The sequence below is a fragment of the Planctomycetaceae bacterium genome (genome assembly GCA_041398825.1).
In the GTDB taxonomy this organism is placed as follows: domain Bacteria; phylum Planctomycetota; class Planctomycetia; order Planctomycetales; family Planctomycetaceae; genus F1-80-MAGs062.
Genome location: JAWKTX010000009.1, coordinates 1 through 22,049 on the forward strand (window position 1 = coordinate 1; position 22,049 = coordinate 22,049).

Genomic DNA, 22,049 nt, shown 5'->3' on the forward strand with positions numbered 1-22,049 from the left:
ACCCGTACCATCTGACTAGCCAGTGGGGCAAAGACAACGAGATTGACAATCCCTCTGCCGGCGAGATGCCGCTGTTTAGTCGAATGTACCTGAAGTCGATGGAAGCAGAGCAACTATTCGACTCTTTGATCGTGGCGTCAAATGCCCATCAGGCGGGTCAGGGCGGTTGGGCGGCTCAGGAGGATCAGCGCCGTCGATGGATGCAGCAGTTTGTTGTTTCCTTCGACAATGACGAAAACGCTGAGGCGACGACGTTTAATGGAACCATCCCTCAGGCACTCATGCTGATGAACAGCGATCTGACCGACAAAGCGGTCAGCGTCGAACGGGGAAGTTTTCTGTTCGAAACGTTGAGTGCACCTGGAAAAGACGGGACAAAGATTGATGACCTCTATCTTGCCTGTCTGTCGCGTCATCCGACTCGCGGGGAGCTTGCAAAGATCCAGCGAATGATCGGAAGTTACCCCCCCGCAAACAGACTGGCTGCGTACCAGGACCTGATGTGGGCTCTCTTGAACTCAAACGAATTTGTATTCATCCATTAAGGAAACCTGTCTCATGGCCATTTGGAATAACTACGGAATGAATCGGCGGCACTTCCTGCAGCACATGGCAACAGCAGCAGCTACTGTGCCGGCAATGAGCTTCCTCTCACACGTTCAGGCAAACGCTGCAACGCTGAAGAGCAATCAGAAATCGTGCATCCTGATGTGGATGGGCGGTGGACCACCAACCATCGATATCTGGGATCTGAAGCCTGGCTCAAAGAACGGTGGTGAACTGCAACCGATCGACACCGCCGCTTCTGGGGTTCAGATTTCGGAGGGCCTTCCAGAAACGGCGAAGGTTTTCAATGACCTTTCCATCGTTCGTTCGATGAGCACCCGTGAAGCGGACCACAACCGCGGACGGTACTACATGCAGACCAGTTATGTTCCAAACCCAACGGTGGTTCATCCGACTTTCGGCTCCGTGGTGAGCTATGAGATCGGGCGGAAGCGAACGGCGTTGCAGATTCCTGCATTCGTATCGATCGATGGAGGTGCCGGTCAGGCGGGTTTCCTCGGCATGGCGCACGCACCGTTCGCTGTCGACAATACCGGTCGCATTCGTAATGCACCAACGGATGAAAACAAGTTGCGGCTTCCGGCTCGCCTCACCATGCTGAATGAGATCGAGAACAGCTTCATCTCGTCAAAACGTGGTGAGCTTCCGGAAGCACATCGCGATGTCTACGAAAATGCAAAGAACCTGATGACCTCCAGTCAGATGGCCGCATTCAGTGTCGATCGGGCTGAGCCAACTATTGGACTGGAATCCGAACCGGACCAACTTCGAGACGCCTATGGTCGAAATCCATTTGGTCAGGGTCTGCTGATGGCACGCCGTCTGGTCCAGACCGGTGTCCCTTTTGTTGAAGTGAACATGGGCGGATGGGACCTCCACCAGGATGTTTTCAATACGCTTCGAACAGGTCGACTTCCAGTGCTTGACAAAGGGATATCGGCCCTTGTCACCGACCTGAAACAGCGAGGGATGCTTGACGACACCGTGATCGTCTGGATGGGCGAATTTGGACGTACGCCAAGGATCAATCAGAATGTGGGCCGTGACCACTGGGCTGCATGCTGGTCTGTAATGATGGGTGGCGGTGGTTTGAAGAATGGTCAGGCGATTGGCGCGACCGACAAAGACGGTCTCCAGATTGCAGACGGAAGCAAGAGCTACCTTCCAGGCGATATCTGGGCGACCGTTGCCTATGCCATGGGAATTCCAGTGAACACCGTTCACACTTCAAAGCGTGGACGACCGATGAAACTGGCCAACGGTGGAACTCCGATTCAGGAGCTCATCGGTTAGCGAAATCTGGCGGCCGGAAATGAGTCAGGTCGTTCCGAAACTCCACGGAGACTTGTCTGTCCCGGAACTAAGTGATCAGGCGACTTGTTAGCCCGAATGCATTGCTGGCCTGATGTCCTCTCGGGCATCAGGCCGGTTTCTGGCTGGAAGTGATTGATCGACAGCGAACGAGCAAGAACGTTCATAATTCAGAGGATCCGCATGGTGACGCCAGCTTCAGCATCGCCATCTGAAAACGCGAGTTCTTTCGCAAAACTGTCTTCTGCTGATTCGGGAGAGGCAGATTTTGTCCGGAATTTCACACAGAGCCAGCGCGCGCTCTATCTTTACATCATTCCGTTAGTCTCCTGTGCTGCAGACGCTGAAGAAGTACTGCAGGAAACGAATGTGGTGATCTGGACGAAGCGGTCCGAATACCAGCCCGGAACGAATTTCCTGGCCTGGGGACGAGCCATCGCTCGCTTTGAAGTGTTCCGGTTTCGTCGTCGAAGTAGCCACAAGGATCAATTGCTGGGTGACGACGTCATCAATCTGCTGGCCAGTGAAGTGGATGAGCAAACACTGAATGTTGATTTGAGACGCGATGCTCTTTCGAACTGCGTTGGTAAACTGCGCCCCAAAGACCGGGAGCTGATCGAAAAGCGATACACACCGGGAAATACTGGCGATGATGTGGCAAATGAACTTGGCCGACCGGCAAACTCTGTCTATCAATCGATTGGACGAATTCGCCGAACACTCCTGGAGTGTGTGAAACGACAGCTTTCCGTGACGGAGGCTGGTTAGATGCAAAATCAAATGAACAATGCCGGTGACAATGACCATACCGCTCCCGACGGATCGCTCTCTGATCCACTTCTCTCGGAGCTGCTGGATTTGACAAACAGGTACTGCGACGGATTGCTCGATCCTTCGCAGGGCCAGCGACTCTCGTCAATCCTGAAAGAATCGGCGGCAGCTCGTCGAACTTTCATCGAATTCATCCAGTTGCACGGTCAACTCACGTGGGATGCTGGTCATAGCGGTGCCGAATTGGTGCGCCAGGCAGCCGAATCTCCCGTCAGACGGCAGACGCCTTACGGCCGAAGGACGGTCGCAGGGTGGCTTCGCCCGACAGTTGGTCTGCTCGCAGCGTTGATCGTTCTGTTCGCTGCTCGAGGCTGGTGGATTTCCGGCAGGACAGAGCAACTGGCCGCCAATTCAGCGACACCGGAGAATGCGCTGAACCTGACTGCATCGGACGATAATGCATCTGCGAAATCCATCATCGTTGCCGACGGCGACAGCACATATCGTGGCGCGGAAATCGTGTCGAGAAATGCTTCTGGCAGTCAGCCGGACGATGACGGATTACCGCCGATTCGACTGAACGCAATTGAAGATCAGGTTGTCAGTGTCCATCCTCCGGAAGCCGGAGCACCAACGGCTTTAGAGGCCGAAACGGTCAGGGTGCCGGACACGGACGACCAGATTATTGAACAAATCAATGCTTTATTGGCCCGATCATGGGCTGAAAACGAAGTGCCCGTTGCGATCGAAGCGCCTGCGGGTGAATGGATCCGTCGCGCATCATTAACCCTCACGGGGGCCATTCCTGCATCATCCAGAGTCCGGTCATTCTCAGAGACGCCGGCCGTTTCATTCCGTCAACGTCATCAGGCGGTACTTGAATTTCTGAGTTCAGACCGGGCGGCCGAACACTTGGCCGTTTACTGGGTGAACCTGATGATCGGACGCTCGAACCCCGGTCGTGTCGACGAGGAATCGTTGTATGTCTACATGAAAGATCGATTTGCAAGTAACGAATCCTGGATGGATACCGTTTGCGAGCTGATGTCCGCGCGAGGCCGGAGTGATCAGAACGGTGCTACTAACTTTCTGCTGGCACACCTGAATAATCAGGCGACTCCGGCAACTGCTGTGACGGCACGATTATTCCTTGGGCAACAGGTGCACTGCACTCAATGCCATGATCACCCATTTTCCAGTGACGTTAAGCAGAATGAATTCTGGTCTCTCAATGCGTTCTTCAAACAGACGCGTCGCGAACCTGTTCGATTGGCGAGCAACTCCGAACGGGGTGATCAACGCATTTGGGCCTTGACGGATACGGATATCGGCGGAATGACCTTCTTCGAAACACTTCGTGGTCAGCAGGTGGCCGTCCTGCCGGAATTTGCGGGGGAGACGCTGCCTCCGGAAGATGGAGTGCACCGACGTGAAGAGCTCGTGCGGCTTATTAGAACGGATCCACAACAACGTGTCGCTCGAGCTATGGTGAATCGTGTCTGGCAACAGTTCTTTGGTGCCGCCTTCACTGCGCCGGTTGACGATATGGGTCCCCACGTTCCCGTTTCTCACCCTGAACTGCTTGATTTTCTGGCAGACGCATTTGCATACCACAATTATGACGTACGTCGTTTGATGCTCTGGGTGTCGCTGAGTGACGCGTGGCAGAAATCAAGTCGGCTGGCCGAAGCAGACGGTGTGACTCTGGCAACCGACTTCCTTCCCGAAGCAGGTGGAATGCCGGTCTTCAATCAGGTCTATGCCCGCCAGATGATGCCGGAAGAAGTCTACGATTCGATCCGTACCGCGATTCGATCTGTTGCTCGTCAACCGATCGATTCATCATGGGGAACATCGCATCGACGGCAGTGGGTTCGGCAGTTCGTTGAATCCTACGGAACAGACGAAAATGATGAATCCCTCAGATTCGACGGGAATATCTCTCAGGCACTTCTGATGATGAATGGCGAAGATCTGTTGAAGGATATTTCGCTGGCTGTCAATTATCTGCTCGCAGATCGCACGCGTGATCAGTTGGCCCCGTCGAAACTGCTTGCTGAACTGTCGCTGGCCACTGTTTCCCGCATGCCGCAGGACGTTGAGCTAAAGGTCTTTCAAAACCGTATTCAGCAGGTAAGCCGGAGCGGGGGAGCCGACATTGCCCTTCAGATTGCCTGTGAAGACATGCTCTGGGCCTATCTGAATTGCAGCGAATTCGTCATCGTCCACTAAGATCCGTTCTTCCTGTTGAATCTAACAGCCTGTTGAAAACGGGACTGGCTCGAGCAGGAGACCCCAGCACACGATGGTTTCCAGTTGTCCTTTGCGCCCTGCCCCGGTTCTTCACCAGCTAAGAAATGTCGGGGGGAGTTCATGAGGATCATGGCGAACGACGACTCATCATGTAGCCTATTCAGAAGTTTCGCCGGTACTTAACGCCGGCACTCTATGAAAAAAGCATCGAACAAATCGTTCGATGCTCAGGGGACTTGTCGCCTAAGGTTCAAGCCGCGTTTATGAGTGTCGCTTGTGACCAGACTGTCCGGAATTTACTTGTAGAACAGGTTGTGCCCGTTCGCCGCTGCAAATCACCACCAGAAGATTGCTGACCAGCCTTTCGCGTTCTTCGTGCGTCATTTGCAAGTCCGCTTTCTCCAGTCGGTCGACTGCATCCCTCACGATCTCCACAGCACCTTCCACGATTGTTTTGCGTGCATCGATCAGTGCCATTGCCTGCTGTCTCATAAGCATCGACTGAGCGATTTCAGGTGCGTAGGTCAGATCATTGAGTCGAACATTCAGCACTTTTATTCCTGCCGCGGCGACAGCATCCTGAAGTTCTTTGATGAACGACATTGTGACTTCATCGCTTTCGACTTTCAGACATGGTTCACTGTGGTCCGACGACTCATAAGGGAACTGGCTGCTGCAGCGTTTTACGACAGCGCCGGCCTGATCTTCAATGAATTTGCGGTAGCTTTCGACATCCAGTGCGGCCTTGTAGGAATTCTCCACTCGATACACGACCACTGCACTAATCTGAATGGGGTTCCCATTGCGTTCAAGGACGGTGGTTGTATTGATGTCGAGCGTCAGGTCACGAGTCGGAATTCGTAACAGACTTCGTCCAACCGGATGGATCCAGCCAATGCCCTGTTGCTTGAGCACGGTGACAAACTTACCGAACCGAAGGACGACGATCTCTTCCCTGGGATTGACGATGAAGAACCCAAAGAGAAGGATGGGCGGAAAGAAGACGGTAACAATGACCACCAGGAGCATTTCCAGCGCGCCGGCATTTTGATTGAGTTCATTTTGATCGACGACGCTCTTCATAGCATTTCCCTTTCGTACAATTCAAAAGGCGTGGTCCAGAAGGAACCTACGTCCATTTCCAATGGCGGCACTGCGGCCAGTGACGCCTTTGAGTGTTCAAACCACCTGCAAATCTTCAGATTTACAGGTGTCCATACGACGCCGTTGAAAGAACAGATCACGGAATTCCATGCAATTTGGATGCATTTGTGTATCCTGCCGGCATGTCCCGCCCTTGCATTCCTCAGAATTCTGAAAAAGGCTGCCGAACGGTGCGTTCATCAATGACTTACTGCAGCAGCATTCCCTTCGAGTCAACTCGCATACGCGCTGCGGCGGTTTATTGCAGCGATGGCCGATTCGGGGAGCAGTGTGACGATCTCATTCAAAATGCACTAAATCTGCCACGGTATGACAGACTTGCCGTTCCGGGCGGGGCAGCATGTCTGGCCAGTCATTTCACAACGTATCGCGAATCTGAAAGTGTGATTCATCAGCTGCGTTTTCTCGTAGACGTTCATGGTCTGGAGCGAATTATTCTGATTGCACACGATGGTTGCGCTTTCTACAGTGAACGTCTGCATGTTTCTCCGCTTCAAATCGAAAGCCGTCAGCGCGAAGACATGGGGAAAGCCATACAACGAGTCAAATCACTGTCCTCGACGGTTCAGATCTCAGCTTTCTTCGCCCGCAAACACTCGGATCGGCGAATTGCCTTCGAAGAGGTCTTCTGAAACGCTGATGCCACCCAACAGCATTTCGAGGTGATCACGGGGCATCTTCCGGGAAACTCGTTCCTAATGACGGATCCAGGCGGACGTGCAGACAAACCGATGGGGATGTCTGCCGGAGACTTCGCTTTCCCGGATCTATCGGACGTCCTGACCTGCTGCAAGAGTCAGCCAGCAGCGGCGGCTGGCACGGCCGTACCCGACGTCAGGAACGTGTCTCGTAAAGCCCTACGAATGAGCCAGGGGATTAATGATGACACGGTTGCAGAGGGCTGCCGCCTGCGTACAGCAAGAGGTGAGTCTATCAACCACGTCAACTTTGCAGTCGAGGTCCCATCACAGGACCGGAATTGCCGGCGCTGGATCTCTTGATTGAGGCTGCTGCTTCGCTTCTGTCCGTCAGTGCGTCCCGGATTTGGATCACAATCCGGGGTGTTGGTCGTATCATGAGCGTTGTTGGGCCGCTTCAGCATGATCTTACGACTTCTGCCAAAGCTCCCTATGGAGCTTTGGCAGAAGACTTTACCGTGAAGGCTGGGGTGTAGCTGTACGTTGAGAAACCGGGACAGCCACGCAGGACAACTGGAAACCGTCGTGTTTCAAGGTCTCCTGCTCGAGGCAGTCCCGTTTTTCAACAGGCAGTTAGAATGACGAACCGCCTGCTCCTCCGCCACCGCCACCACCACCACCAGCGGCACCGCCTCCACCTGAGGAACCTCCGCCACCGCCACCTTTTAGTCGCGGCGACGGCATGGTGCTCAGATAGCGATTGTGGATTTGATCGACCTCAGCAGCCGGGCGCCCATATTGCGAACATTCTCGCAGGACGACTGGTACAGTGCTTCCGGTTCGGGACGCCATCTGCATTTCAGTCTGCACCGCCTGCATTCGCATGGCGTCTTGTTCTGCATCGAATGTCGACTGAACGTAAACAGTTCGGCGGTATTCGGGCACGGTTCTCAGAATGTATTGCAGGTGAAGCCGGCCAGCTCGAGAAATCTGGTGTGAGTTTTCGTCGAAGTGTTGATCGTAGAGTGTCGTTTGATCCTGCCAGCCAAGTGAGACCTGTTGTTCCATCATCACGGCGACGGCCGCGCGATCCTGGCATACGTATGGCAATGGCCAGTAATGCTCAGCATAGTAGGTGTGCGAAAACTGCTGCGGCTCTTCGGTTGAGCGAGGAACAGGTGGCCACTGCTTGCCTTTATAGCATTTGTTCCGTACGCCGCCGGGCAACGCTGCTTTTTCAGCCCACCATGCATCTGAGCCCGGCTCCAGACCACTGTATTGGTCGTGTCGTTCCAGAATTGTAGGCCCCGTCATGCATCCGGCAGATGATGCAAGCAACAGGCACGCGAGAGATAAAAGGCCGGACTTATTCATGACGGCATACATCCTGCTTCAGATTCACTGCGAAGGCGACGGCTTCCTCGTAGCAGCCTTGCTGTTAACCGGCAGATTAGGCCGATCTGTTTGAAGGGTGCAGTGTCGCCATTCATTCCTTCGACCAGTCAGTCAGGGTCGGTTCAATCGAACCGGTGTCGTCGGGAAGTTAGGTTCCCGGACGGGTCGTCCTGATCAGAACCAGCCTCCCCAATTACCCAAATTGAACCCGGTGTCGGCAAAATGACTGCAGAGGATTGCAGTCCGACGGTTTGGCAGTTATCTAGTCGGATGGTGTCAGGAGTCGGTCCTGGCTTCCCTGTTCCGCACACGTCAAATCGAATTCGAAATGATTTTTCTTCTCGACAACTACGACTCCTTTACTTACAACCTGGTCCAGAGGATTGGGGAAATTGACCCGTCGGTCGAGGTCCGCGTGGAGCGTAATGACCAGACGTCTGTAGAACAGATCGAGGCCCTGAATCCCGAACGCATCATTATTTCTCCGGGACCGTGTTCACCCGCAGAAGCCGGCTTATCTCGTGACCTGATCGCGCACTTCGGCCCCAAATTGCCCGTTCTAGGTGTTTGTCTTGGGCACCAATGCCTTGCTGATGTGTACGGCGCAAAAGTCGTTCGGGCAGATCGACTGATGCATGGCAAAACGTCGATGATTTCACACTCCGGGAAAGGCGTCTTCGCCAATCTTCCCAATCCATTTCTTGCGACTCGATACCACAGCCTGATCGTTCCGAAGGAGACGGTTCCCGACTGTCTGGAAATCACTGCGTGGGTTGATGACGAGGGCCACTCTTTTGAAGTGATGGGCTTACAACACAGAGAATATCCGGTCTTCGGTGTTCAATTCCACCCGGAGAGTTTTCTCACTGAGGATGGGTATTCGCTGCTGGGGAATTTCCTGAAGATCTAATGCGAACGTTCACGGAACCGGAATTATCCGCACGCATCGACTCTGGTTCGTTCAGCTGTAACCAGAGTTCAGCTCTGAAGGGCAACTGAATACTTCCCGAGCATCCGATAGCGAAGCGACGTGATGCCAGACTTCCGTCCGTCGACACGAGAATGGCCTGAAGCTCACCAACCGGCCTGCCGCGATAATATTCAAGTGTGATGCCAGCCGCTTCAGAAACGAGAGGCAACTCCTCCATGCCGAGAGTGAATTGCCCCGATGCATCAATTCTGAATTGTTCTCCTTCTCCAATTGTCAGTCCTGTAAACTGCCAACCACGATCCGCTCTAACCTTGACCGTTGCGAGCTCTCCTGCGTCTAAGCTCTGCGGATTTTGGTGTTGGACAGTTTGCACGATCGACCGTCGTGGAAATGACCGAGTCATATCAAAGCCTTCAATGAGGGAATCCAGCGTCAGCAACCATTCGATCGCCATCGTGTCAAGCAGAGGTCGAAACTCCATTTCAAACATGGCTTCAAATGCAGAGCCCTCACGAATCCGGCGAAGACGGGAAAACCTGTCCGCGTAATCCGGATGATGACTGAGCATCCAGCAAAGTGCCCAGGCATGTGCATACTGCCAATCATCCTGAAAGCGAGGCGTTTTGGGGTACAGCACCGTACGAAGTGGGACGAAACCAGCATCCACGACTTTCTCGGCGCTCTCGTTGAGCTCCCGACGCTCGCATGAAACCTGATCACTGAGAAGCTGATCATGCTGAACAGGTTGAAAGCCCACACCGTGGATTACGGTGCCTTCGAACGACCGCCGGATTTCAGAAATTCTTCCCCAACCTTCGAAATCAACAATGGAATCGGGGAGTACACCAAATTGGGCGATCGGTCCCGAAGGTGTTGCCGTTACAGAATGTGTTGCCCAATACTCGGCGATTCCTTCTGTAAACCAAAGCGGTGGAATGTTCCGATTGCCGTGTTCGCACATCATGTAGCAATGGATAAATTCGTGCAGGAGCAGGTGTCTGCGATAGTATTCTGACTCGGGATCAAACATCCAGAATTGATAACCAAGATGGCGGCCATGCTGAATCGTAAAGTTTGGGTCTGGCATGACTCCCGCTTCTTCGAATCTCTCCCTTGCCTGAATCAAGAAACCTGTCGTTTGAAAGACACTCCCGTTTCTGGAACGGTTTAAAGGACCGACTTCCTTCTCAAGGTGGTCAAACAGCTGGCCAGCAAACTGATGGAGTTGTGAGTTCGAAGCAATATTCGTGTCTGTGCAAAGGATTAAATGCGGTGAGTCTGTGACTGTGATGCCTGAATTCAGCATTGAGCTGCGATTCAGCGCTGGGCGGTCATCGTCCAGACGAAGTTCCTGCGGCGTCGCTATGGTTTCTGACGGAACGACGAAACGCTTCCCTGGTTTCCCCGAATTCTGTTCGGCAGAAATTGAATCCGTCGGCAGGATGGTTTCGAGCGAAGCGGAAGGTGCCGTCACTTCAGCGTCACCGGCAGACGCACCAGGGCTGCGCGGCGATGAATGTGTCGTTGTGGGTTCGCTGGTCGAGGTACCACGATTACAACCGCAGATGACCAGCGCAAGCACCACTTTGAGAAAAAGCTCCTGTCGGAATCGGATGATCCCGGCAAGAGCTTTCTTCTTTGCAGCATACTCAGGAAATTGTGGGACAGGCCTGCAAGCCATTGTCAATCGCTTACCCCGTAACGAGCCTTACTCTGGAAGTGGTTTGTCCTTGGTTTCAGGGGCAAAAATCAGGGTCACGATCCCGACCATGAACACCAGGGACATTGACATACCGGCATAACGCCAGTTCCAGGGAGCTTCATAGCCAGGCCCCGTAAACACTCGACTTGTCAACAAACCAAAGATTGTCGGACCAAATGCGGCTACGTATCGACCAACGTTATAGCAAAACGATGTGCCGGTGCTCCGCAGGTATGTCGGGAAAATCTCCGGGAAGTAAATCGCATAGAGGGAAAACAAAGACAGCTGAAAGAAGCCCATGACTGAGATCATCCAGAAGTCCTGCGGTGAGTCCAGCTTCCAGAATACCAGTGCAGTCGAAAGCATGGCAGCAATGTAAGCTATCAGGAACGCTGGTTTCCGCCCTAGCTGCTGCGCAATCCAGCCGAACGTGTACATCCCGAGAGCCGCTCCAATTTGTTGAGAAAGCAGAGTCAGGCTTTGCCAAAAAGTCAGTTCACTACTGATCTTGTCCTGCATTTCCTTGGCGATAATCGCTTCCGACTCGGTGAGTTCTCGTCGTTCAGACTTGGGAGTCAGATCTGTTTCCCACGTACGCAGCAGAGTCAACACTTCTAGTCGATCACCGTCGGCCGAGGCAAGTTCTGTTTCGTATTTTTCAATGGCGACTCTTTGCCGGAAAACCATGCGTGTCAGGTCACCGCTGAAGAACCCAATACCCCAGAGTCCAATCACACCTGGAATCGCCAGGAAAAGTCCGACAAGTGCTGACCTGCGCCAGCGTGGATCCGAGAACAGAGCTTTGTAGGATCCCGTACGCTTGTCGCGATTGGGATCGTTTCGCATCTGCTGCCATCGCTCTGGCTCTTTCAGTTTCCGACGGATCACCAGCGCAAGAAGCGCGGGGACGGCACCGATCACAAACATCACCCGCCACGCGCTCAGTCCTTCTGCTTCATAAGGAGCGAGCGCTGCACCGATAAATGCGGCGGAAATATTACCAACCGCGGAAAGAGCCTGCAGAAGACTCAAGGCGCGAGGTCGAGCGCGATCCGGCATGACTTCAGCGACGAGGGCGACACCGACGGCAAACTCCCCTCCAACGCCAAGCCCGGTCAGGAATCGATAGAATGCAAAGTCATAGAAAGAAGTTGAAAGTGCACTCAGGCCGGTGCATGCGGAATAGATCAGGATGGTGATCACCATCGTCTTGGCGCGACCAATTTTGTCTCCCAGTGAACCGAAGATCAGCCCTCCCGTCGCCCAGCCGATGATAAAGATGCTGGTGGCATAGCCGCCCCATTCTGCAATGAGCGGGTCGCCAGCCGGCACTTGCAACAGATCCCGCATGGCCGTTGGGCGAGCCAGCGTAAACAGCTGCTGGTCCAGACAATCAAAAAGCCAACCCAAAGCAGAAACGGTAAGAACGAACCAGTGATACCGGTTTAACTCTTTGTACCACTTGTAGTTTGGGTCCTTGACAAGGTTCGAATCGGGAGGCATTTCGGCGTGCAACGGACAGGTCTCCGTAAGTCAAATCGTGGTTCAGGTCTGAACTGCTACAGACGGCAAGGGTTTGAACAGTGCCCACCAACTTTCGTTCCAGAGAACGGAAAGGAGGCGTCCTGGTCCCCGAAGTCAATCGGGCAACATCATTTCGTGGGCTGAAGAATCTTCAAATAACGGTCCGGTTGCAAGTGTTCCGAAGCATCCGTCTGATGAATGGGGGGCGCTGATCAGGCCAGTGGAATTGAGATTCAGCGATGTTCTGGGGAGTGCGGTAATCCGGCCTGCTGGGCAAAGGCTGGAAATCCATGGCAGTTCAGGGAGCCTGGAGGAATGACTGCGTGTCGGATTCCGTCGTTCAGAGTTCTGAACAGTGGCAGCTGTCGTATGAGGGCCGAACGGATCGAATTCTGCGTCCGGGGGGGTCAGTGTGTTGCAGGGTGGAACTGGTCGTTTTCCACATGACTGTACGCGTCCAGCAGATTCAAATGCTGGCGGGAGATTCCGTGGTTCCCGGATTCTGAACCATCGAAGTGCAAGTCAATCAGATTTCCGAAGAGTCGCGGAATCAGGCGTCCCTGTTGGTCCGGCAGTAGCGCCCCGGCGACATAACGTCCCTCCACAAAGCGACACCATTCAATTCTGCCGTAGAGCGATACGCAGCGACTCTTACCCGCGGAGGAATGCAGTCGAAATTTTGTCCCCATTTCCAAAGGAGAATTCAATGCAAGACGGATACCGGAAAGAGAATAGTCGATCAAATGGACGGCTTCCAGATCGCCTGTCTGCTCTGTGTGGACCCAGGCTTTCCAGTCGCAGTCGTATCGAATCTGTGAACGAAGATCGTCCCAGTGATGATCCACAAGACGCTCAGGCAGGACTCGATCCAGAAATGCGCCAATCTTCCAGCCACAATGAGTGGCTCGAGAGAAATGTACGATCGCTTCTGTGTAGACGACCATGGAAACCAGGTCGCCGAATACAGCGACCCTTAATCGAGTGCCGAATCTGAGCGGACGGTCCGTCAGAACCAGAATGTCCTCCCTTGCAATATCCAGCATTTCTGTCGCAAGAGGCATCCCATCAGGCAGGGAAATTGCAACCTTCATTTTGCGCAGCCGATCGTACAGGCTCACGTCCTTATGACAATCGAGGTTTGGTGGTCGATTGGGTGTCGCCATCAGTTCAGTGTCGTACGCGGGAGGAGAAGCGGTCCCATTTGATGCCGGTGAGGGTTATCGTGAAATTCGGTGCCCGCTGAACGGACCGCACAGACAATCCGCCGCGACGTCAGAAGCCGCTATGAATTCTGACGATAACAACGGTAGAACGGCAGTGATCTGTTAGATGTCCGGCGAAACGGCGTCTCCAGAAATGGTGATCGGCGATGTTCGCCGTTCCGGCGAGAGTCTCTGCGACCGTGTGCTGCTGTAGTTTACGGCTGGGCAGATCAGGAGGGCTGGGTTGACTATTCCGGTCACACCGGAGGCACGACACCCATCATTGATGATTTGTGTGTTTTACCGATCGTATCGATGCGCACTTCAAACCTGGGCCTCGGTGTTGGCGATACCCAAGAGGACGAAGGATCGTCATAAACACACTTTCCGTTTGTATAGCGTGGCAGAGCATATCATGAAGTTCGAATCAATCACTGGATCCGCTCGCTCGAACCGTCGTCGCAGCAATGCTCCAATTCCGCAGACGGCAGAGACTTTTGAGCAGCGAGCATTACTGACGGCTCCAACCATACTTTCGCCTAACGGCACAATCGGGAATACACAGCCAACGATTGTCTGGGAAGCCGTTGATAACGCAGCCAGCTACGAGATCTACATCAGCAATGCCGAGACGCAGACTCTGATTGCCCGCGAGTTCAATATTCAAACGACCAGTTACGTGCCGACGTTTGCCCTGCCGCAAGGTCGAATTCGAACATGGGTTCGAGCTCACTTTGCAGACACCAGCGTCTCGGAATGGTCTTCGAATCATGACTTCGTGGTCTCCACACAGCCACAACTCACAGGTCCCGGCAGTCCTTCAGCAAACGCAACGCAGCGTAAGATTGACGATACGACGCCGACGATCACCTGGACCGGCGTTTCTGGTGCCGCCTCAATCGAGCTTTACCTGAGTAATCGCACTACGCTGGAGTCTCAGGTAATTACCGTACCTGGACAGACACAACAGTCGCAGATTCGGATGACGGTTTCACCAGGAGCTGGAACTTTCCGATTGCAGCTGACTGCCGCTGAAGGGGCCACAGGAACCCCGGTATCACGACTCACTGCGAATGTTCCATTCAATGCGACGGCAGAACAACTGGAAACTGCCCTGCGTGCGGTGAGTGGCTACGAGTCGGCTCAGGTCTTTAAAGCAACGATTTCCGGTGTTCCAACCTACACCCTGCGTTTCTACGGTAGTGCGAATCCAGTGACTGTTGCCGTGGAAAAAAGCGAAGCGACAGGTAGCTACGCGGTCAATGACCCTCAGTATGTCGATACGCTTCGCTACGAAGTGCCAGCCTCGATGGCGTTGAATATGGGGCGTTACCAGGTCTTCCTTCGCGTGATGGACAATGGCGGAAGAAGAACCAACTGGACGCCAGCGTATGGATTTGATGTCACGCCGCAGCCGAACATCGTTTCGCCGAAGCCTGATGCCGGAGATTCCTTCCCGATTCTGACGTTCGATAACACGCCTCTGCTTCAGTGGAAGGCAGCTCCCGGAGCGACAAATTACGAAATCTGGGTCAGTGTGAAAGGACGAGAAGCCGCCTCACAAACTCTCTACCACGAGATTCTTGGGGATGTAACTTCGTTCCAGATTCCAGATACGCTCAATGCAAATGATTATGTCTTCTGGGTTCGCCCCCACCTTATCGTAACCGAAGGGGCCGGAGCCAGCGTTGTGGGTGTCTGGAGCGCCAGAACTGAATTTGCGACGGCCAATACAACGGTTTCTCCACAGACCACGACCGTAACCGTATCAGGCAATCCCCTGTCCGGTTATTACCGCCTCAACGTGACTCCAGTCGTCCCTGGAGCTCGCACGCTGAGCACTTCAAATCTGGCCTTCAACGCCACAGGTGCTCAGATCCAGGCTGCATTGCGGCGCCTGACCGGATTTGGCGCAGTAACCGTGTCGTCAGTCAATGACGGGCCAAATCTGCCTGAAACGATCAACAACTACACCCACACCATCCGCTTCACAGGAGTCAGTACTCCAGTCGCTGTGACTGTTACCAACGGTACGGACACGGGAGCATTTGCTGTGCGGCAAACAGAAGCCGCCACCACAGTTATCAAGGCCCGTCCACGAATTACAGGCCCGCTCGGGGACGACACAACACAAGCTGGTGAAACGGTTGTCTACGAAGCTCGCCCCACGGTGACCTGGGCGCGAATTGATCAGGCGGCGCGATACGAAGTATGGATTGGTACATCAGCGAGCTCTACACCGTACATCCAGACGGCAGTCTCCGAGAATTGGTATACGTTCGAGCAAAACCTCGTCCCCGGCCGGTACACAGCCTGGGTCAGGGCGGTCAGTGCAACCGGCGCAATGAGTCTGTGGAGTGAATCGTTCAGCTTCACCGCATCGGGCGGTATCACTCAAATCACCTCCCCCGCTGAAGGCGAGTCGGTCACAGGAAATCCCACAATCAACTGGATTTCAATTCCCGGCGCACAGTCGTATGACGTGTGGATTTCGGCAATCGGCGTGAATTTCCGCTACATTCAGGATTACGGCATCACCACCAACAGCTACCAGCCGACTTTCGTCTTGCCTTCCGGCAACTACCGGGTTTGGGTTCAGGCGATTGACTCCAGCGGCAACGGTCTGGGATGGAGCAACGCAGTCAATTTTGCGGTAGCTTCTGTGGAGTCGCCCATCGAATCGACCGAGCTGCTGCTGACTGCTGTGGCCACGCACCTGAAAACCGGTGAACTGTTGCCAACCACCCGCCCCTCGTCCGTCGAAGTCGAAGAGCAGCCGATCCACCGCACCGTAGCTGCGGCTGACGGACATTTAGTGTCCAGCGACCACGTCACTGCTCCTTCAGAGAACGCCGAGAGCCAAACGGGCCATCGCGTGGTTCAGGAAGGTTCAGATGGCGATCCTCTGGTAGTGTCGCTGTCGGACGAAAAAGATCTGGCAGTGCTTGCCGAGAATTGCGAAAAGACTGAATGGTGGCAGGCATAGTTTGGGATTCGCAATTGTCCGTCACCCCACACGGCTGGTCTACATGCCTGCCCACGTCAGGGATTTTCGTTCGCAACAAACGGAAACGGGCGGTTGCTCCAGCCTGTGTTGGCGACTAGTATGCTGCGTTAGCCGCCATCATTCGGAGGTGCCATGCAGTCTGTACCTGAAGCCTCATTCCGAATGAAATCAAACGTTCCTCAAGGTTCGTCAGTTCAATGCGTCACGTACTTTCTGCCCTGGTAATGAATCAGCCCGGCGTTCTCGCTCACATCTCCGGAATGCTGGCTTCGCGCGCGTACAACATTGATAGTCTCGCTGTCGGCGCGACGGAGAACCCTGAGTTCTCCCGAATCACGTTTGTCGTCAATGGCGACGAGAAGATGCTTGATCAGGTGCGCAAACAGTTGGAGAAGGTCATCACTGTCGTCACTGTGCAGGATTTCTCCAGCAGCGATTTTGTTGAACGAGACTTGATGTTGATCAAGGTCAGCACATCAAATGGCCGCCGCAGTGAGATTCGCGAACTGGTGGACATTTTCCGCGGTCGCATCGTTGATGTTGGCGCTGCCCATGTGATGATTGAGATTTCCGGCCGCGAGAATAAGATCGAAGCGTTCGTCGATCGTATGCGGGAATTCGGAATTCTTGAGATGGTGCGTACCGGCCGTGTAGCGATGCTTCGCGATCGTACGATTACCGACGAACTCCCTGCAAGCGTGATGGAACAGGCCTCGGAGTCTGTTTGATTAGCCTATTGTTGAGTGAGCTCTCGCTGAGTCGTTTAAGGCGGCTCGGCTGATTCCGCACGTCTTGAAAGTCTGGGGCCGGAGGGCCCGGCATTCCCGAACATTGCGGGAATGCCAACGCATACCGGGAGGGATCGGTGGTGCCGGTGGATCGTCGTCCCGGTGGTCGCAGCGAAAGTCTGAGAATCCACACGGCGAATCAGCGATTGCCCTCTATGGTTTTTTACCATGCTCGACGTGCACCGTGGTGCGGATCCCGCCCCGGGGGGTGAATGCCGCTTCAATTTTCATCCATCGCGGCTCAGTGACCGCTACAAGATCGTCCAGAATCAGATTGGTGACTTTTTCATAGAATGCACCGTGATTGCGGTATTGCTGCAGGTAAAGTTTGAGCGACTTCAGTTCAAAACACTTTTGATCTGCAATGTAGGTAATTGTTATTGTTCCGTAGTCAGGATGACCTGTCTTCGGGCACAATGACGTAAATTCCGGGCAGACGGTTTCTATTAGAAAGTCGCGCTGTGGAAACGGGTTTTCGAATGTCTCCAGAGTGTTCCTGTCCGGATCAGAAAACGTCATTGACATGTGAAACGACTTTCAGTCAGTTCTAAACGAATCGAAGGATGAGTGGGGTGTGATTTCTGAGATCGATTTTAGCCCCACGCCTGACGAAAACGAACTTTGCTCAGATGTTTCCACGATTTGACAAGCTGACAGTCGGGCACAGAGAAGCAAATGTCCGTTATTTGCTGGCCGCTGGATACGATGATCCGGAATCGGCCTGCAGGGAACTTGAAACCCTGCGAAGCTTGAGTGCCGAGCAGCCGCCCGGTGGATTCAGAGAAGATCCTGCCTGGTATGTAACTCTGGAGCGTGTACTGCGTGACGCCCCGCTTCGAGACCGTGTGCTCCATTCCGTGACACAGTTCGTCGCAAACGCAATTCCTCATTTCGACCCATTCTCTCTGTTCGGGGGGACCCCCAGAGCGCTCGAAGTGCTCGCAAGGATCGCATGCGGCAGTCCGTTCCTCACGCAAACGCTTGTCGCAGATCCGGACTCGCTGAATACGCTCATCAAGGGCGGAGGAGTATCAGAGGTCAAATCGCGAGAGCAATTCAGTCAGGAAGCTTTTGTCGCCATTGAACAATACTGCTCGAAAGAAAAAAGTCCTGCCGATGGACATACGCCTGGTGGCATCAATCCTGAAAGTTTAAAGCGTCAGAGGAAACTCGCCGCTCTGCGCAGGTTCCACCGCCGCGAACTGCTGCGGATTAGCATGTGCGACCTGTTTGGACTGATGGATCTGCGCTTTGTCACTCTGCAGTTGTCGCTGCTGGCCGATGCTATGGTGCAGGTTTGCCTTCAACTTGCGGCAGCAGAATGCGGTGCGGACGCCCAGTCGATGGTTGTCATCGCACTCGGCAAACATGGCGGCGAAGAACTGAACTACAGTTCGGACATCGATCTGATTCTGATCAGCGATGAAGAGGCTGGCGTGACCCAGAAAATTGCCCGCCTGACAATAGATGGACTTGCAGACAATGTTTCTCCCGGCTTCCTTTATCGTGTCGATCTTCGGCTGCGACCCTGGGGAGATGCTGGACCGCTTGTCAGCACGATCGACGCATATTGTTCGTACCTTCAAACCGATGCCGCACTCTGGGAAAAACAGGCACTGCTGAAAGCACGCGTTGTCGCTGGTAATAGTGAGTTGGGAGGGGAATTCCTCCGCCGCATTCGTCCACTTCTGCTGCAGGAGCCCGAATCGGTGATTCGCACCAGCATCCAGCAGATGAAGGAACGCATTGAACAGCGGCTGAGACAAAGAGGGCGGCTCGATGTCGAAGTGAAGCTGGGCATTGGATCCATTCGTGATGTTGAGTTTCTGGTTCAGTATCTGCAATTGGCACATGGATCAGCAGAGCCCCGAATTCTGAGCTTCAACACGCTCGATTCCCTTGTACGTCTCACGGAATTTGGACTAATCAGCCCGAAGTGGTACCGACAGCTTCGGGCGGGGTACGTGTTTCTGAGGACAGTTGAGCATTCTTTGCAACTGCTGCACAACCAGCAGACACATGAGCTGCCAGCAGAATTACCACAAAGAGAGTGGCTTGCCTATCGCCTGGATTATCCCGGCGAAGAGACTCTGTTCCGGCGTTTCAATGAGCATCGAACGTCGATCCGAAACATCTTCGATGAGTGCCTTCGGAATGTCGAAACCGAAGGAATGGTGGGCGACAATGCGGCGCTTCCACCGATCAGCTCCGGCGGCGAATTGCTGAGAACGTCCCCCCCAGAAGAAGGCCCGGATTCCGGGAGTGCTTCCTGTACTCCGGACGTCGTGGCAACTCCTTCAACAAGTGTGCGTGCTGAACAATTGCTGCAGCGTTACCAGCTTTCAGTGGAGGATCTCTCGTCTCCGGCAGTCTTTCTTCAGAAGTCTGCGAAAGGTGCAGAACTGGTTATTCTGGGAACTGCAACGTCCGGTTGGCTGTCGGTCATTACGGGACTCATTGCCAGCAGAGATCTGAATATTCTTCAGGGAGAAGCAGGTATTTTTGAGTCGGCCGCCAACGGCGAGTCCCCCGTCAAAGATTTCTTCTATTTCCAGATGACAGTGGAACCATCCGGCAGTTTCGAGGCCGCCGGATACAAATCTTTCAGCGAAACCGTGAATGATCCGCATGCATTTGCCAACTCGCTGTCATCTGAAATCCAGTCGCTGTTTGAGCAGGTGGAGAATGGGAACATTCAACGGGTCCGAAACCATCTAATCGAACGCTTCTGCCGGACGATGACTGCCGCCCAGAATTCGGTCTCGGTGACCGGTGCTGCAGCATCCAAATCGGGCAATACCGGCCTGCATCTGGCGGATATGCAGATTGATGTCATCCCTGACGACGCTGCTCAGGAAACACGCCTTGAGATCAGTGGGACCGATACGCCCGGATTTTTGTTTGAAATGTCCAATGCCCTTTCGATCAGCCAGTTCCGAATCGTTCGGTCAATCGTGGCTTCTGAAGGTAACCAGGTTCGAGACACCATCGACATTACGGAGAAGGATCGCACGCCGGTCATTCGTGATGAAAGACTGGAAGAATTGCGGGTGTTTATTGCATTGATCAAGCAGTTCACTCACTGGCTTCCAACGACATCTGATCCCCAGAAAGCCCTGATTCGATTTCGCGAGTTACTGGCAAGACTGCAGCCGTCAGCCTCATCTGTTCAGAATATCGAAGCAATGAGAAATCCAGGGGTGTTGCATGCAATTGCACGTGTCCTGGGAATTAGTCAGTTTCTCTGGGAAGACTTTCTTCGCGCACGGCACGACGAGCTTCTTCCGCTGCTGACCAATGTTGCTGCTCTGAATGATCGAATTTCACGAGAAGAATTAAGCCGGCAGCTGAACGATGAAATGAACGCCCTGTACGTTCAGGATCCATGGCAAAGACTGAATACATTCAAAGATCGACATCTGTTTCGCATTGACATGCGGCATGTGCTGGGACACTGCCATCCTTTCGGCGCATTCTCTGAAGAAATCACTGAGCTTGCTGAACTGGTCGTCGAACGGGCGTTCCTGATCGCTGGACGACAACTTGAAAAAGAATATGGAACGCCGGAACTGATTCATTCGGGGCGAGAACACTGCCCATATGTGGTCGCCGGACTTGGGAAATGCGGCGGCATTGAGATGGGTTACGCATCCGATATCGAATTGTTACTGATCTATCATTCCGACGGGACAACAAACGGCGTAAACCAAATCTCCACGTCTCGTTTCTTCGACTTACTGATCAATGCCGTTCGATCAGGGATTTCTGCTCGTCAGGACGGCATCTTTCACGTTGACCTGCGAATGCGCCCGTTTGGTCAGGCTGGATCGGCAGCAGTGTCACTGAGAGACTTTATCTCGTACTACGGGCCGAATGGGCCAGCCTGGCCGTATGAACGTCAGGGGCTGGTCAAGCTTCGACTGCTGATGGGGGATCGTGAGTTCTCTGAAGAAGTCATTCGAACGTGTCATGAAGTGATCTACGCGCGGGATACGTTTGACTTTTCTGCCATGCGGGCAATGCGTGAGAGACAGATTCGTCAACTTGTGCGAGGCGGCAGCATCAATGCAAAGCTCAGCGACGGAGGACTGGTGGATCTGGAATATGCAGTGCAGGCCATCCAGATTTCCTTTGGCAAGGAGATCCCTGAATTACGCCACAGCAATACGCTGACCGCCCTCCGACGAACTGCTCGTCTTGGATTAATCGCACCGGAACAGTTCTCTCAGATTGAAACAGCTTACGTCTTTCTGCGGGAATTGATTGACTGCCTTCGAATGGTTCGAGGAAATGCTCGAGATCTAACCGTTCCCGAACCAGATTCGGATGACTTCCTCCAGCTTCAGCGTCGAATGAAGTCAATCCACCACACCGGCTTCACTCTGGAAGCCCTGGACACGCAAATGCAGGCCGTCAGAAATTTTAGTCACAGTGTCGAACAGCATTGTCGGGCGATGCGACCTGCCAGATCTTAACGAATGCAGGAATTGAATCACCGACGCCGCGCCGGAAGGAACAGAACAGGTTCTTGCGGGGCTGTGGATCATCCGGGGCTGGGGATCATCCGGGGCAGGGGATCATCCGGGCAGGGGTATCCTTCTGCGTTGTTCTGACTAATCCTCAATTCAGGCATAAACACAAACTCACGCAAAAAAAAACAGAGAGACTGTCATCTCGTCGATGACCATTGGGAAGATCGTTTGCGCACACAGCCACATAGCTTGTATTTGCGCTCAACTGGCCCGAAGCCGATGGGATGCGGCAGGATTCCCTTTGCAGTCTTCGACAGCACCATG

Annotated in this window: 16 protein-coding genes; 10 read left to right on the forward strand and 6 right to left on the reverse strand. The window is 53.7% G+C overall.

All coding sequences use genetic code 11. From position 1 onward, the window contains the following. The 4 genes from R3C20_16470 to R3C20_16485 all read left to right on the forward strand — a co-directional run. The coding region (locus R3C20_16470) for a DUF1553 domain-containing protein (GenBank protein ID MEZ6042099.1) at window positions 1-545 on the forward strand (545 nt) is incomplete at its 5' end. 13 nt (window positions 546-558) lie between these two features. Next, the gene (locus R3C20_16475; GenBank protein ID MEZ6042100.1) at window positions 559-1,860 is read left to right on the forward strand and encodes a DUF1501 domain-containing protein; all 1,302 of its coding nucleotides are present in this window, start codon (window positions 559-561) and stop codon (window positions 1,858-1,860) included. Window positions 1,861-2,061: 201 nt separating this feature from the next. Further along, entirely contained in the window at window positions 2,062-2,646 is a 585-nt protein-coding gene (locus R3C20_16480; GenBank protein ID MEZ6042101.1) for a sigma-70 family RNA polymerase sigma factor, read from the forward strand. Beyond that, complete coding sequence (locus tag R3C20_16485) at window positions 2,647-4,881, forward strand: DUF1549 domain-containing protein (protein ID MEZ6042102.1); 2,235 nt, start codon at window positions 2,647-2,649, stop codon at window positions 4,879-4,881. Between the two features lie 282 nt (window positions 4,882-5,163). On the opposite strand, the gene R3C20_16490 is transcribed toward R3C20_16485, so the two are convergent. Continuing rightward, a complete protein-coding gene (locus R3C20_16490; protein MEZ6042103.1) occupies window positions 5,164-5,985 on the reverse strand; it encodes an SPFH domain-containing protein in 822 nt (273 codons plus the stop codon). Window positions 5,986-6,236: 251 nt separating this feature from the next. On the opposite strand from R3C20_16490, the gene R3C20_16495 reads away from it, so the two are divergent. Next, on the forward strand, window positions 6,237-6,698 hold the full coding sequence (locus R3C20_16495) for a carbonic anhydrase (protein ID MEZ6042104.1): 462 nt from the start codon (window positions 6,237-6,239) through the stop codon (window positions 6,696-6,698). Between the two features lie 347 nt (window positions 6,699-7,045). After that, complete coding sequence (locus R3C20_16500) at window positions 7,046-7,240, forward strand: hypothetical protein (protein ID MEZ6042105.1); 195 nt, start codon at window positions 7,046-7,048, stop codon at window positions 7,238-7,240. A gap of 97 nt (window positions 7,241-7,337) precedes the next feature. Here the strand turns inward: R3C20_16500 and R3C20_16505 are convergent, their stop codons facing one another. Continuing rightward, window positions 7,338-8,078 carry a hypothetical protein gene (locus tag R3C20_16505; protein ID MEZ6042106.1) on the reverse strand — a complete coding sequence of 247 codons (741 nt, stop codon included), beginning with the start codon at window positions 8,076-8,078 and terminating at the stop codon, window positions 7,338-7,340. Between the two features lie 349 nt (window positions 8,079-8,427). On the opposite strand from R3C20_16505, the gene R3C20_16510 reads away from it, so the two are divergent. Further along, window positions 8,428-9,009, forward strand: coding sequence for an aminodeoxychorismate/anthranilate synthase component II (locus tag R3C20_16510; GenBank protein MEZ6042107.1), 582 nt, complete (start codon window positions 8,428-8,430; stop codon window positions 9,007-9,009). Here the strand turns inward: R3C20_16510 and R3C20_16515 are convergent. The 3 genes from R3C20_16515 to R3C20_16525 all read right to left on the reverse strand — a co-directional run bounded on the left by R3C20_16515 (window position 8,963) and on the right by R3C20_16525 (window position 13,347). Then, entirely contained in the window at window positions 8,963-10,711 is a 1,749-nt protein-coding gene (locus tag R3C20_16515) for a hypothetical protein (protein ID MEZ6042108.1), read from the reverse strand. The genes R3C20_16510 and R3C20_16515 overlap by 47 nt on opposite strands. A gap of 27 nt (window positions 10,712-10,738) precedes the next feature. After that, window positions 10,739-12,235: an MFS transporter gene (locus R3C20_16520; protein MEZ6042109.1), complete on the reverse strand. Its 1,497-nt coding sequence runs from the start codon at window positions 12,233-12,235 to the stop codon at window positions 10,739-10,741. A 428-nt stretch (window positions 12,236-12,663) separates the two neighbouring features. After that, window positions 12,664-13,347 carry a hypothetical protein gene (locus R3C20_16525; GenBank protein MEZ6042110.1) on the reverse strand — a complete coding sequence of 228 codons (684 nt, stop codon included), beginning with the start codon at window positions 13,345-13,347 and terminating at the stop codon, window positions 12,664-12,666. A gap of 526 nt (window positions 13,348-13,873) precedes the next feature. Here R3C20_16525 and R3C20_16530 point away from each other — a divergent pair. Both R3C20_16530 and ilvN read left to right on the forward strand, forming a co-directional pair. Next, the gene (locus R3C20_16530) at window positions 13,874-16,444 is read left to right on the forward strand and encodes a hypothetical protein (protein MEZ6042111.1); all 2,571 of its coding nucleotides are present in this window, start codon (window positions 13,874-13,876) and stop codon (window positions 16,442-16,444) included. Window positions 16,445-16,662: 218 nt separating this feature from the next. Then, a complete protein-coding gene (gene ilvN / locus R3C20_16535; GenBank protein MEZ6042112.1) occupies window positions 16,663-17,193 on the forward strand; it encodes an acetolactate synthase small subunit in 531 nt (176 codons plus the stop codon). Between the two features lie 213 nt (window positions 17,194-17,406). Here the strand turns inward: ilvN and queF are convergent, their stop codons facing one another. Then, window positions 17,407-17,778, reverse strand: coding sequence for a preQ(1) synthase (queF, locus tag R3C20_16540; protein ID MEZ6042113.1), 372 nt, complete (start codon window positions 17,776-17,778; stop codon window positions 17,407-17,409). 104 nt (window positions 17,779-17,882) lie between these two features. On the opposite strand from queF, the gene R3C20_16545 reads away from it, so the two are divergent. Continuing rightward, window positions 17,883-21,728: a glutamine synthetase adenylyltransferase gene (locus R3C20_16545; GenBank protein MEZ6042114.1), complete on the forward strand. Its 3,846-nt coding sequence runs from the start codon at window positions 17,883-17,885 to the stop codon at window positions 21,726-21,728. Window positions 21,729-22,049 lie beyond the last annotated feature (321 nt).

What these genes read in the sequence shown, in the direction of transcription:
- R3C20_16475 (MEZ6042100.1), top strand. Translation starts at nt 559, where the DNA reads ATGGCCATTTGGAATAACTACGGAATGAATCGGCGGCACTTCCTGCAG.
- R3C20_16480 (MEZ6042101.1), top strand. Translation starts at nt 2,062, where the DNA reads ATGGTGACGCCAGCTTCAGCATCGCCATCTGAAAACGCGAGTTCTTTC.
- R3C20_16485 (MEZ6042102.1), top strand. Translation starts at nt 2,647, where the DNA reads ATGCAAAATCAAATGAACAATGCCGGTGACAATGACCATACCGCTCCC.
- R3C20_16490 (MEZ6042103.1), bottom strand. Translation starts at nt 5,985, where the DNA reads ATGAAGAGCGTCGTCGATCAAAATGAACTCAATCAAAATGCCGGCGCG.
- R3C20_16505 (MEZ6042106.1), bottom strand. Translation starts at nt 8,078, where the DNA reads ATGAATAAGTCCGGCCTTTTATCTCTCGCGTGCCTGTTGCTTGCATCA.
- R3C20_16510 (MEZ6042107.1), top strand. Translation starts at nt 8,428, where the DNA reads ATGATTTTTCTTCTCGACAACTACGACTCCTTTACTTACAACCTGGTC.
- R3C20_16515 (MEZ6042108.1), bottom strand. Translation starts at nt 10,711, where the DNA reads ATGGCTTGCAGGCCTGTCCCACAATTTCCTGAGTATGCTGCAAAGAAG.
- R3C20_16520 (MEZ6042109.1), bottom strand. Translation starts at nt 12,235, where the DNA reads ATGCCTCCCGATTCGAACCTTGTCAAGGACCCAAACTACAAGTGGTAC.
- R3C20_16525 (MEZ6042110.1), bottom strand. Translation starts at nt 13,347, where the DNA reads ATGAAGGTTGCAATTTCCCTGCCTGATGGGATGCCTCTTGCGACAGAA.
- R3C20_16530 (MEZ6042111.1), top strand. Translation starts at nt 13,874, where the DNA reads ATGAAGTTCGAATCAATCACTGGATCCGCTCGCTCGAACCGTCGTCGC.
- ilvN (MEZ6042112.1), top strand. Translation starts at nt 16,663, where the DNA reads ATGCGTCACGTACTTTCTGCCCTGGTAATGAATCAGCCCGGCGTTCTC.
- queF (MEZ6042113.1), bottom strand. Translation starts at nt 17,778, where the DNA reads ATGTCAATGACGTTTTCTGATCCGGACAGGAACACTCTGGAGACATTC.
- R3C20_16545 (MEZ6042114.1), top strand. Translation starts at nt 17,883, where the DNA reads ATGTTTCCACGATTTGACAAGCTGACAGTCGGGCACAGAGAAGCAAAT.